The sequence below is a fragment of the Specibacter sp. BI4 genome (assembly GCF_056680095.1).
The window spans coordinates 3,202,348-3,215,301 of sequence record NZ_CM155265.1 but is presented as its reverse complement, the minus strand read 5'-3'; the positions used below and the strand labels follow the sequence as shown (position 1 = coordinate 3,215,301).

Below are 12,954 nucleotides of genomic sequence, written 5' to 3'. Positions count from 1 at the left end.
GCTTCATCTTCTACAAGGAGTCTTTATTCCCATGGCTTTTGGGTTCGGTAAGAAAAAGAAGAACGGCTCGGACGAGCCGGCCATTGTCGAACAGGCAGCAGCTGGGACCGACGACGCCGGGACCACACCCACCGGGGCAGCCCCGGAGATGCTTGACCTCCCCCCGGATCCGTCGGACACGGCCTACGACAGGGCGGTCCACGGTCCCCTGGACGACTCCGAAGTCGACGGTACCGACGGTTACGTCGACCTTGGCGCCCTGCTCATCACCCCGCGTGAAGGCCTGTCGCTGCGCCTTGAAGTCGAGGAGAGCACGTCCCGGGTCATTGCCGTGACGCTTGACCTGAACGGCTCAAGCCTGCAGTTGCAGGCGTTTGCAGCCTCCCGCTCGGAGAAGCTGTGGGGTGACATCCGCGAACAGATCGGCCTCTCTGTCGGGTCTCAAGGCGGCGAAATTGAGATCCTGGACGGCACGTTCGGCAAGGAAGTCCTGGCCAAGGTGCCCGCCCAGGGCACCGACGGCAGCAAGGGATTCCGGGTGGCCAGGTTCATTGGCATCGACGGGCCGCGCTGGTTCCTGCGCGGGGTCCTGGGCGGCAATGCCGCAGCCGACAGTGCAGCCGCCGGAGAGCTTGAAGACTTGTTCCGCGGTGTTGTTGTGGTTCGCGGCGAGACCCCCCTGCCTCCTCGCGACCTGCTGCTGCTGCGCCTGCCCAAGGACGCCGTTGCCGGCTCAGACGGCGGAGTGGCAGCCGACCATGCAGCACCCGCACAGGGTGGCGAGCCGTTCCGGCGCGGGCCTGAAATCACGGCGATCGGCTAACTTTGGCAGCGATGCAGCAAAGCGACTGGCTCGAGCCTGTCGCCATCAGCGCGTTGCCGGCCCGTGGTCGTGCCGTCTGTGCCGGGGCCATCGACGCAGTCACGATTTTGCCGGCAACGACGGCCCCGGCCTACACAGCCATTCTTACGGACAGGGAATCCCCGCGGATTGCCGACGACGGCACGAATCACCGCCTGCGCCTGGTGTGGATTGGGCGTCGTCGGATGCCCGGCATTGTGGCCGGCACCCGTCTGCGGGTGGAAGGCATGGTGTCCCTGCGTGACGGACAGCCCACCATGTACAATCCTCGCTACGAGATCATTGGAACCCAGGAGAGCTAGTTGAGCCAGCAGAGCCCCGAAGAGAACCCGCCGGAGGACAAGCCCGCCGGCAGTTTCGCCGAAATTGCCCAGGAAATGGCTGCCAAGAATGCCCTGGTCCGCAAGGAAAACGGGCACATTGACTTGTTGGCCGCTGCCGGGGGCGTCAGGGGCATCGCCGAAAGCATTCTGCCGGGCCTGGTTTTTCTGGTGGCCTTCACCATTACCAGGGACCTGACCATCGCCCTGGTTGGATCCGTCGCCGTGGCTGCCGTGTTCCTTGTTGCCAGGCTGATCCAACGCACCCCCTTGACGCAGGCGCTGGCAGGTATTGCCGGCGTCGCACTCTCAGCTTTCCTGGCCATGAAGACCGGCAAGGCTGAGAACTACTACACGGTGGGGTTCTACACCAACGCCGCCTACATTGCGGCCATGGTGGTTTCCATTGCCGTGCGCTGGCCCGTTTTGGGCCTGTTGTTCGGCTACGCCCGCAACGAGGGGCTGCGTTGGCGGGAGAAGGCCGAGCGCCTGCGCGCCTACCGCGTCGCCACCTGGATCTTGGTCGGCGTCATGGCGGCCCGGCTGGCGGTGCAGCTGCCGCTGTACTTTGCGGGCCAGGTGGACGCCTTGGGTGCCATGCGGCTGATCATGGGCGTGCCACTGTATGCCTTCGGATTGTGGATTGCCTGGCTCGTCAGCAGACCCGTCGGCGAAGCTGAAGCCGAAAAAGCCGAAGAAGCAGCCCCCGAAGCCTAGCCCTCAGAATTCGAGTTTGCACTTGTTGGACGCCGCCGCCACGAAAGCGGTTGCCGGTCCAACAAGTGCAAACTCGAGTTCTTTAAGGGGGGATTAGCGCGAGGAGAGCAGGGCGCGGAGATCCTTTTCCGCAGCGATCGTGGTGATGAAGAACAGCTCATCCCCGGACTCGACAACGTCGTCCGGGCTGGGTGTTATGGGTGCTTCGTCGCGCAGGATGGCAACAAGTGTGGAGTCCTGCGGCCAGCTGATGGCGCCGACAGTCTGGCCGATCACGTGCGAATCCGACGGCACCGTGAATTCCACGAGCGACGCGACACCGGCCTGCAGCGTCAACAGGCGGACAAGGTCGCCAATCTCCACGGCCTCTTCCACCAGCGCCGTCATGAGCCGGGGCGTGTTCACCGCGACGTCGACACCCCAGGAATCGTTAAACATCCAGTCGTTCCTGGGATTGTTGACCCGGCCAACCGTCCGGCCCACACCAAACTCGGACTTGGCCAGCAGCGAGACCACCAGGTTGACCTTGTCATCGCCCGTGGCTGAGACCACCACGTCGGCTTCCTCCAACTTGGCCTCACGCAGCGTGCTGATTTCACAGGCGTCGCCCACCAGCCACCGGGCACCGCGCAATCCGCTCTTGCCAATCACCTCCGGCTTGGGGTCTATCAACAACGTCTCATGCCCGTTGGAGAGAAGCTCCTTGGCAATTGAACATCCCACACTGCCTGCCCCGACGATGACTACCAGCATGCTAATTCTCCTTCACGGGTGCGGCGGCGAGGACGCGTGCGACCTCGCTTGACTGCGTGCCCACAATCATGGCGTGCACAATGTCGCCTTGTTGGTAACTCGAGTCCGGGCCGGGAAGCATGCCCTCCCCGAAACGGGTCAGGTAGGCCACACGGACGTGGGCGGCTCCTTCAATGTCCAGGATGTGGCGCCCGATCCAGCCGGGATGCAGGTTGAGCTCGCTGAGCAGCAGCCGCCCGGACGGTTCCCGGAAGTCTCCCTTGATGGCAGTTTCGGGAAGTATCCGCCGCAGCACCTGGTCGGCGCTCCACCGCACGGCCGCCACCGTGGGGATGCCCAGGCGCTGGTAGATTTCAGCCCTGCCGGGGTCGTAGATCCTGGCCACCACATGCTCAACATGGAACGTCTCACGCGCGACGCGGGTGGCCAGGATGTTGGAGTTGTCACCGCTGGAGACCGCGGCAAAGGCATAGGCATTTTCAATGTCGGCTTGTTTCAGGGTGTCCTGGTCGAAGCCCACACCCGTGATCTTGCGTCCGCCAAACCCTGTGCGCAGGCGCCTGAAGGCCCGCTCGTCCTGGTCAATGATGGCCACCGAGTGGCCGGAATCCTCCAGGGTGTGGGCCAGGGTTGCGCCCACGCGGCCGCAGCCCATGATCACAAAATGTGCCACTGATGCTCCTTGTCCTGGCGGCCCGGCGGCGACTGCCGGGAACCGCAACTGGTGCCGCATGCTGTGGCATGCGGTGCGGGTCTAATTTCACGTTGCCGGTGCACCAATGGTCAAGTTGTGACCGTTTGGGGGCTGTCAAAGTGCTAGCACCAGTGTGCCACGCAGCGGGCGGCAGCGACATTGCAGGTCCTGCACGGCCCGGTGGTGCTAGCGTTACCCGCGTGCTGAACTTCTTCAATGCGTTTAAGCGGGTCCTTGTGGGGCGTCCGTTCCGCAGCGACAAACTTGCCCACACGCTGCTGCCCAAACGCATCGCCCTGCCGGTGTTTGCCTCCGATGCCCTGTCGTCGGTTGCCTATGCGCCCGATGAAATCCTGCTCACCCTGGCCCTGGCCGGAGTGGCGGCGGTGTCGCTGTCGCCCTGGGTGGGCCTGGCCGTCATGGTTGTCCTGCTGACGGTTGTGGCGTCCTACCGCCAAAACGTGCACGCCTATCCATCGGGCGGCGGCGACTACGAGATTGCCACCGTCAACCTGGGCAAAAGTGCCGGCCTGACAGTGGCCTCGGCGCTCATGGTCGACTACGTCCTGACGGTGGCCGTGTCCATGTCCTCGGCGGCAAATTACCTGGCCACAGCCATCCCCGGTTGGCACGGCACCCAGGCCGTGATCGCCGTCGTCGGTGTCATCATCCTGGCCCTGGTGAACCTGCGCGGCATCAAGGAGGCGGGCACGGTGTTTGCCGTGCCCACGTACATCTTCATGTTCTGCATCTTCGCCATGACCGCGGCTGGCATTTTCCAGGCCGCGACGGGAACCCTGGGCAGGGCGCCGTCGGCGGAATTTGAGATCGTCCCCGAGGCCGCCTTTAACCAGGGGCTCGTCGGACTGGCCGGGGCGTTTCTGCTGCTGCGCGCCTTCTCCTCCGGCGCTGCCGCCTTGACGGGTGTTGAAGCCATCAGCAACGGCGTGCCCAACTTCCGCAAGCCCAAGAGCAAGAACGCGGCGACCACCTTGCTGCTGCTGGGCGCCATCGCCGCCGGCATGATGGCCAGCATCCTGTTTCTGGCCAATGGCACAGGTGTGCACATTGTTGCGGACCCGCACACCGAATTCCTTGTCAACGGTGTGGCCCCGCCGGTCGACTACGTGCAGAATCCGTCCATCAGCCAAATCGCCTCGACCATTTTCGGGGCCGGCTCCATCCCGTTCTTCATCATCGTGGCCGCAACCGGCACCATCCTGGTGTTTGCCTCCAACACCGCCTTCAACGGTTTTCCCGTGTTGGCCTCCATCCTCGCCAAGGACGGCTACCTGCCCCGCCAGCTGCGCACCCGCGGTGACAGGCTGGCCTTCAGCAACGGCGTGCTCCTGCTGGCCGCCGGCGCCCTGGTGTTGATCATCGCGTTCGACGCCGACGTCACCCGCCTCATCCAGCTGTACATCGTGGGTGTGTTCATCTCCTTCACCGCCAGCCAGCTCGGCATGATGAGGCATTGGACCCGTGAGCTGCTGAAGGTGAAGGACAGGGCCCTGCGGTTCCGCATGAAGCGCTCCCGGCTCATCAACACCTTCGGCTTCAGCATGACCCTAATGGTGCTGCTGATAGTGCTGGTGACAAAATTTGAACAGGGCGCCTGGATTGCGCTGCTCGCCATGGCCGTGCTGTTTGTCATCATGTGGAGCATCCGTGCGCACTACGACAACGTGGCCAAGGAGCTGGCCGTGGAGACGGACTCGGCCGTCAAGGCCCTGCCGGCCCGCATTCACGCGGTGATCTTGGTCTCCCACGTGCGCAAGCCTGTCATGCGGGCGATCGCCTTCGCCCGGGCGTCAAGGCCGTCAACACTGGAAGCCATCACAGTTGATTTGGACCCTGCGGAGACCGAGCAGACCATCGCGGATTGGGAGAGGCTGAGCATCCCGGTACCGTTGACTGTGTTGGCGAGTCCCTACCGGGAAACGCTGACACCGCTGATCAACCACATCAAGGCCATGCGCAGGGATTCACCGCGCGACTTGATAGTGGTGTACATCCCGGAATACGTGGTGGGCAAATGGTGGGAGCAGCTGGTGCACAACCAGACCGCCCTGCGGATTAAGACGCGGCTGCATTTTGAACCCGGAGTAGTGGTTGCCAGTGTGCCTTGGCAGCTGAAATCCTCCACTGACGCGAAGAAATACCAGGAATAGAGCATATGAGCGAGCCCACCACCACCCCTGTCACACCCCGCCTCACAGTCACGGTTGGCCCGGTGGCCCACGGCGGCCATTGCGTCGCCCGGCACGACGGCCGCGTCATCTTCGTCCGCCACGCCATCCCCGGGGAAACCGTGGAAATTTCACTGACAGAGCACGACGACGACGCCAAGTTCTGGCGCGCGGACGTCACCCGCGTCGTGGAAGCGTCCCCCGAACGCGTGGCGCACTTTTGGCCCGAGGCCGACGCGCTCAAGGCGGCTGCCCGCCATGGAGCACCCGTGGGCGGGGCTGAGTTCGGGCACCTGACCCGCACCGGCCAGCGCGGCCTGAAGACTGCTGTGGTGCGCGAGCAGCTTGAACGCCTCGGCGGCCTGTCCACAGACCGGCTCGATGACTTGTTCGCGGCCGGCGTTGAAGACGTTGACACCAAGGGAAACCAGGCCCAACGGGAAGGCCTTGGCTGGCGCACCCGGGTTGGTTTCGCTGTCACGCCGTCGGGCAGGCTGGGCATGCACGCGCACCGTTCACACAGCATCCTGCCCATCCAGGACATGCCCCTCGCCATCCCGGCCGTCAACGAGCTGCGCCTCTGGGAGATCGATTTCACCGGCATCGAGCGCGTTGAGGTTGCCGCCCCCGCCAACGGTTCAGGAACCCTGGTGCTGCTGGCACCCGTGTTTGGGCTCAGCGACAAGGCCTCTGGTGCCGCCGTCAAGCGCGTGGCCCGCGCCCTGGCAGCCCTGGAAACCCCGCCGTCGGTGGCCCGCTGGAACCCTGAAAACAGTGCCATCGAGGTTGTCAACGGCCGCGGCTGGGTCAAGGAAACCACCGACGACCATGAGTTCCGGGTGACAGGTGACGGCTTCTGGCAGATCCACCGCAACGCACCGAAGGTCCTCACCGATGCGGCCCTCGGCTTCCTGCTGCAGGGCGGCTACCTGAACGACGGCGCCGATGTGGCTGACCTTTACGCCGGGGCAGGCCTGTTCACGGCACCGCTGGCCGACGCCGTGGGTCCCGACGGCAGTGTCCTGTCCGTGGAAGGCTCCCCGGGAACCAGCCGCGACGCCCGCAAGAACCTGCACGCCAGCGAGCAGGTGGAAATTCTGCAGGGCCGGGTGGAGAAAATTCTTGGCACCCAGTCCCGCTCCTCCCAAACCGAGGCCGGACAGCGCCGCCGCTTTGACGCCGTCGTGCTTGATCCGCCCAGGGCAGGGGCAGGGAAAGCCGTGGTGCGTGCGCTGGTGGCCACGTCGCCGTCGGCCATTGCTTACGTTTCCTGCGACCCGGCAGCCTTTGCCAGGGACGTGAAATACTTCGCCAACGCCGGCTGGCAGATTGAAAAGCTGCGCGCCTTTGACCTGTACCCGCACACGCACCACGTCGAAACGGTGGCCCTCCTTGTTCCGGCCGCGAAGACCGCGCCGGCAGCGAAAGCATCCAGCCCGAACTAGGAGCGGCATTGAAACAGGAGGCAGCGCAGGCCCGCCCGCCCAGGCGCGACCTCACGCACAACAAACCCAAGGGCACTGTGCTGGCCGAGCGGCGCGACGAACACCGCCGCTCGGCCATGGGGCAGGCGCGCGGAAGGCTGGCACCGGTTGACGCTGAGGAGCTTGAACGCTCCGGCCTGAACGCAGCCCAGCTGCATGAACGCCAAGCCGCCGAGCTGACAAATGCGGTTGCGCATGAGAGCAGCCGCAGCATTTGGGCCATTGTCCGGGCAAACGTGTTCACCTTGTTCAACACCGTGCTGGGCAGCTGCCTGTTGCTTGTGCTGCTGGTGGGCGACCCCCGGGACGCTTTGTTCGGCTTCATTGTGCTTGCCAACGCGGCCATTGGGGTGGTCCAGGAATACCGGGCCAAGCGCACCCTTGACAGGCTTGCCGTGCTGCATGCGCCGCGCGCCAGGGTGCTGCGGGACAGGCAGGAACGTGAAATTGCCGTTGCCGACGTGGTGCAGGACGACGTCCTGCTGCTGCGCACCGGCGACCAGGTGCCCGCCGACGCCTTGGTGCTGGCGGCCGAGGCCCTGGAAATTGACGAGTCGCTGCTGACGGGGGAGTCCGACCCGGTCACCAAGGTGCCCGGGGACACGGCGCTGTCAGGCTCCGCCGTGGTCGCCGGCTATGGCACGGCCCGGGTGCACCGGGTCGGGGCCGAATCCTATGCGTCCGCGCTGACCGCGGAAGCCCGGAGATTCTCGTTGGTCAACTCGGAGATTCGCAACTCGATCAACCGCATCATCCTGTACATTGCCTGGGCCCTGGTGCCGATCATCCTGCTGGTGATCAACGGCCAGATGAGCGCCCACGGCGGCTGGGCAGCGGCCATTGCCTCGGGGGATTGGCGTGTGGCAGTGGTCAGCGCCGTGGCCAGCATCGTGGCCATGATTCCCGAGGGGCTGGTGCTGTTGACAAGCATCTCCTTTGGCATGGCGGCGGTGACCCTGGCCCGGCGCAAGGTGTTGGTGCAGGAATTGCCGGCCGTGGAGGGGCTCGCCCGGGTCGACATGGTCTGCCTGGACAAGACCGGGACGCTGACAGAAGGCCGGATGGAACTGGCCGGCACCAACGTGTTTGGTGCCGTGGCAGGGTGGGAAGAGGTCCTTGCCTGGCAGGGCGCCCACCCCAATGCCAACGCCACTGCCGCTGCCCTTGCCGCCACCTATGCGGCCGTTCCTGCGCAGGAACCGTCGGTCCAGGTGCTTTTTAGCAGTGCCCGCAAGTACTGCGCCGTCACTTTCGGCCACGGCCCCCTGGCCGGCGACTGGGTGCTGGGCGCCCCCGAGGTGGTCTTGGCGGACGGACACCACTCCGAGGTGCTGGAGGCCGCGCATGGGGCCTCAGGGCGCGGCCTGAGGGCTGTTGTGCTGGCACACAGGGCGGTACAAACGCCCGGAGCGGTGCAAGTGACGGGAGCGGTGCAGGCACCCGCCCCCGCAGCAAGTCCTGCCGCACCCGGCGACGGGGAATTTTCATTGGCAGGGCTCACGCCGGTGGCCCTGCTGGTATTCCGCGAAAAGGTGCGTCCCGACGCCGCCGAAACGCTCCAGTACTTCCGCGACCAGGGCGTGCTGTTGAAGATCATCTCCGGTGACAACCCGCGCACCGTTGCTGCCGTGGCCAGGGATGTGGGCTTTGAATTCACCGGCGACGGGTATGACGCCCGCGGGCTGCCCGAGGACCTTGAATCCATGGCCGACGTCCTGGAACATGAAAGTGTGCTGGGCCGGGTCTCCCCGGAACAAAAGAAATCCATCGTGCTGGCGTTGCAAAGCCGCGGTCACGTTGTGGCCATGACGGGCGACGGCGTCAACGATGCACTGGCGCTCAAGCACGCCGACATCGGCATCGCCATGGGCAGCGGTGCGGCAGCCACCAAGGCCGTTTCACGGTTGGTGCTGCTCGACGGCCAATTTTCACACCTTCCGTCAGTGGTTGCGGAGGGACGCCGTGTCATCGCCAATGTGGAACGCGTGGCCAACCTGTTCCTGACAAAAACCACCTATGCCATCATCATTTCAATTGTCATCGGCATCTTGATGTGGCGTTACCCGTTCCTGCCGCGGCAGTTGTCAATTGTGAGCTCCATGACCATTGGCATCCCCGCGTTCTTCCTGGCGCTGCTGCCCAATGCCCGCCGCTACCAGCCGGGCTTCCTGCGCAGGACGCTCATGTTCGCGATTCCGTCGGGGACCATTGTGGCAGCGTGCATTATGGCCGTTTATTCGTATGCGCGGGCGTTCCCCGATGTGTCCCTGCGGGAGGACCAGGTGATCACGGAGGCACAGACTGCCGTCACCATGACGGTTTTGCTGGTGGCATTGTGGGTCCTTGGCGCGCTGGCCCGTCCGTTCGACAAGTGGCGGGCACTGCTCGTTGCCACCATGGTTGCCGGCCTCGTGTTGGTGATGGCTGTGCCTTTCGCCCGGAATTTCTTCGCACTCGACATCCCCAGCGGGGGACTGCTAACGGTTACGATTGCCGTAACTGCAACAGGATGTGTGGCGATCGAGCTGCTGTACCGCTTTTTGAAAAAGCGCGGGGCGGTCTCCGAACGTGAGTAAGGGCTGCCTAACTGGCATACTGTCCCTTGCGTGACAAAGATAAAAGCAGTGGCGAGAGGAGTCCATCGATGACTAATGTGGACAGTTTTGGTTCCAAAGGCGTACTTAATGTTGCCGGAACCGATTATGAGATTTTCCGACTGAACTCGGTAGAAGGCGCAAAGAGCCTTCCGTTCAGCCTCAAGGTATTGCTGGAAAACCTGCTTCGCACCGAAGATGGTGCGAATATTACGGCTGACCATGTGCGGGCCTTGGCAGAGTGGGACCCGAATGCGGAGCCCAACACCGAAATCCAGTTCACCCCGGCCCGTGTCATCATGCAGGACTTCACTGGAGTCCCCTGCATCGTTGACCTGGCCACCATGCGTGAAGCAGTCAAGGAGCTCGGCGGGGATCCCAGCCGTGTCAACCCCTTGGCTCCTGCCGAGATGGTCATTGACCACTCCGTACAGATTGACGTCTTCGGCAACTCAGGTGCCGTCGAGCGCAACATGGAAATCGAATACCAGCGCAACGGTGAGCGTTACCAGTTCCTGCGCTGGGGCCAGACTGCCTTCGAAGACTTCAAGGTCGTCCCCCCGGGCATGGGCATTGTGCACCAGGTCAACATTGAGTACTTGGCCCGCACCGTCATGACCCGCGAGGTCGACGGCGTGCTGCGCGCCTACCCCGACACGCTCGTCGGCACCGACTCACACACAACCATGGTCAACGGCCTGGGCGTGCTGGGTTGGGGCGTTGGCGGCATCGAAGCTGAGGCAGCCATGCTTGGCCAGCCCGTCTCGATGCTCATTCCCCGCGTTGTCGGCTTCAAGCTGACCGGAACCATTCCGGCGGGTGCCACCGCAACCGACGTTGTGCTGACCATCACGGAGCAGCTGCGCAAGCACGGTGTTGTTGGCAAGTTCGTGGAGTTCTACGGCGAAGGCGTTGCCGGTGTGCCGTTGGCCAACCGCGCAACCATCGGCAACATGAGCCCGGAATTTGGTTCCACGGCTGCGATGTTCCCGATCGACGACGTCACCATTGACTACCTGCGCCTGACCGGTCGCAGCGACGAGCAGGTCGCACTGGTCGAGGCCTACGCCAAGGAGCAGGGCCTCTGGCACGATCCTTCGGTTGAGATCCAGTTCTCCGAGTACCTCGAACTGGACCTGTCAACAGTCGTTCCGTCCATCTCGGGCCCCAAGCGCCCGCAGGACCGCATCGAGCTGACCAACGCCAAGGGCCAGTTCCGCTCAGACCTGAAGAACTACGTTGCCGGCGACGAAAACGCTGAAGGCAACACGGTTGACGAGTCCCTGGAAGAATCCTTCCCGGCCTCCGACGCCCCGTCCTTCACCCACCCGGACAGCCACACCCACGACACCGAGCGCACGGTCGTTTCCGCCGCTGCCGGTGCCAATGGACGCCACTCAAGCCCGATTCACGTCAAGAACGAATCAGGCGTTGAATTCGAGCTGGACCACGGTGCAGTCTCGATCGCCTCGATCACGTCCTGCACCAACACCTCCAACCCTTCAGTGATGCTCGCTGCAGCCGTTCTGGCCCGCAACGCCGTCAACAAGGGCCTGGCGTCCAAGCCGTGGGTGAAGACCTCCGTTGCCCCCGGCTCCAAGGTCGTCACCGACTACTACGAAAAGTCGGGCCTCGTTCCCTACCTGGAGAAGCTCGGCTTCTTCACAGTGGGCTACGGCTGTGCGACCTGCATCGGAAACTCCGGCCCCCTGGACACCGAAATTTCGGCAGCCATTGCCGAAAACGACCTGTCAGTGACAGCAGTCCTCTCCGGTAACCGCAACTTCGAAGGCCGCATCAACCCGGACGTGAAGATGAACTACCTGGCTTCGCCGCCGTTGGTCATCGCTTACGCCCTGGCCGGATCCATGGACTTCGACTTTGAGGCTGACGCCCTGGGCCAGGATGATGACGGCAACGACGTCTTCCTGAAGGACATCTGGCCGAACCCGGTTGAGGTGCAGGAAGTCATGGACGCCTCCATCGACCGTGAAATGTTCACGAACTCCTACGCCACCATCTTCGATGGCGACGACCGTTGGAAGGCCTTGGAAACTCCTGAAGGCAACACCTTCGAATGGGATCCCAAGTCCACCTACGTCCGCAAGCCCCCATACTTTGAGGGCATGAAGGCTGAAGCTGAGCCCGTCGAGAACATCGCCGGTGCACGTGTGCTGTTGAAGTTGGGCGATTCCGTCACCACCGACCACATCAGCCCTGCAGGCTCCTTCAAGTCGGACACCCCCGCCGGCCAATACCTGCTGGCCAACGGTGTGGAGCGCAAGGACTTCAACTCCTACGGTTCACGCCGTGGAAACCACGAGGTCATGATTCGCGGCACCTTCGCGAACATCCGCATCCGCAACCAGGTCCTGGACAACGTCGAAGGTGGCTTCACCCGCGACTTCACCCAGGCAGGCGGCCCGCAGGCCTACGTCTACGACGCCTCCGTCAACTACCAGGCTGCCGGCACCCCGCTCGTCGTCCTGGCTGGCAAGGAATACGGTTCAGGTTCCTCGCGCGACTGGGCAGCCAAGGGCACCGCACTGTTGGGTGTGAAGGCCGTCGTTGCCGAGAGCTACGAGCGCATCCACCGCTCCAACCTCATCGGCATGGGCGTTCTGCCCCTGCAGTACCCGGCCGGCCAAAACGCAGAATCCCTGGGCCTGACCGGCACAGAGACCTTCTCCGTTGAAGGTGTGACCGAGCTGAACAACGGCACCACGCCCAAGACCCTCAAGGTCACGGCAGTTGCTGAAGACGGCACCACCGTAAGTTTCGATGCCGCACTGCGCATCGACACCCCCGGTGAAGCCGACTACTACCGCAATGGTGGCATCCTGCAGTACGTGCTGCGCCAGATCACAGCAGCGAGCTAGTCCCCACGCCCTCCCCAAGTCAAGCCGCTGGCGCGTCTTGGCTTGGGGCCCCTCGGGCGCGTGGGCCCAGTTTCCATGGGTTCTGCGTTCCAGTCAGGGGCCCAACGTTTCGGCGTTTCGGCGCGTGGGCCCAAATAACTGTGGGTCCTGCGGATGCAGGATTGCAGTTCGCCGGGGGCGGGCAGCCGGGAAACCGGCTGCCCGCCCCCGGCGTTTTGCTGTGCGGGGGTAGTTATTGTGATGCCCGCGCACGGAGGCCAATCGCCATGTCGGCCCCCGAGGGTGATATTTCCGTCCGGCAATGTGCTTTTCGACACCGGCCCCGCACTCTGGTGCCGTGTCTTTAGGTGCTGAAGGGCGGGAACACGGACATAAATGGCACGCACCCAGCGGGGTCTGCGCGCACCGGGGCATGGGACGCGATATTGTTAGACGTTGACCGTGGACCCAGGGAGGTACCAA

At 63.8% G+C, this 12,954-nt stretch carries 9 protein-coding genes; 7 read left to right on the top strand and 2 right to left on the bottom strand.

Annotated elements, in window-relative coordinates; genetic code table 11:
* Positions 1-31 precede the first annotated feature (31 nt).
* The 3 genes from AC1L6K_RS14805 to AC1L6K_RS14795 are packed head-to-tail and all read left to right on the top strand — an operon-like array spanning position 32 to position 1,899.
* A complete protein-coding gene (locus AC1L6K_RS14805; RefSeq protein WP_480949614.1) occupies positions 32-823 on the top strand; it encodes a DUF3710 domain-containing protein in 792 nt (263 codons plus the stop codon).
* Between the two features lie 11 nt (positions 824-834).
* Entirely contained in the window at positions 835-1,164 is a 330-nt protein-coding gene (locus tag AC1L6K_RS14800) for a single stranded DNA-binding domain-containing protein (protein ID WP_480949613.1), read from the top strand.
* Positions 1,165-1,899, top strand: coding sequence for a DUF3159 domain-containing protein (locus AC1L6K_RS14795; protein ID WP_480949612.1), 735 nt, complete (start codon positions 1,165-1,167; stop codon positions 1,897-1,899).
* Positions 1,900-1,992: 93 nt separating this feature from the next.
* Here the strand turns inward: AC1L6K_RS14795 and AC1L6K_RS14790 are convergent, their stop codons facing one another.
* Positions 1,993-2,652, bottom strand: coding sequence for a potassium channel family protein (locus tag AC1L6K_RS14790; protein WP_480949611.1), 660 nt, complete (start codon positions 2,650-2,652; stop codon positions 1,993-1,995).
* Position 2,653: 1 nt separating this feature from the next.
* Positions 2,654-3,325 (bottom strand): potassium channel family protein, encoded by a 672-nt coding sequence (locus tag AC1L6K_RS14785; protein ID WP_480949610.1) that lies wholly within the window; start codon positions 3,323-3,325, stop codon positions 2,654-2,656.
* 221 nt (positions 3,326-3,546) lie between these two features.
* On the opposite strand from AC1L6K_RS14785, the gene AC1L6K_RS14780 reads away from it, so the two are divergent.
* The 4 genes from AC1L6K_RS14780 (at position 3,547) to AC1L6K_RS14765 (ending at position 12,492) form a co-directional block, all read left to right on the top strand.
* On the top strand, positions 3,547-5,517 hold the full coding sequence (locus AC1L6K_RS14780) for an APC family permease (RefSeq protein ID WP_480949609.1): 1,971 nt from the start codon (positions 3,547-3,549) through the stop codon (positions 5,515-5,517).
* Positions 5,518-5,522: 5 nt separating this feature from the next.
* Positions 5,523-6,980 (top strand): class I SAM-dependent RNA methyltransferase, encoded by a 1,458-nt coding sequence (locus tag AC1L6K_RS14775; protein ID WP_480949608.1) that lies wholly within the window; start codon positions 5,523-5,525, stop codon positions 6,978-6,980.
* A gap of 8 nt (positions 6,981-6,988) precedes the next feature.
* Complete coding sequence (locus AC1L6K_RS14770) at positions 6,989-9,595, top strand: HAD-IC family P-type ATPase (protein WP_480949607.1); 2,607 nt, start codon at positions 6,989-6,991, stop codon at positions 9,593-9,595.
* Between the two features lie 68 nt (positions 9,596-9,663).
* A complete protein-coding gene (locus AC1L6K_RS14765; RefSeq protein WP_480949606.1) occupies positions 9,664-12,492 on the top strand; it encodes an aconitate hydratase in 2,829 nt (942 codons plus the stop codon).
* Positions 12,493-12,954: the final 462 nt, after the last annotated feature.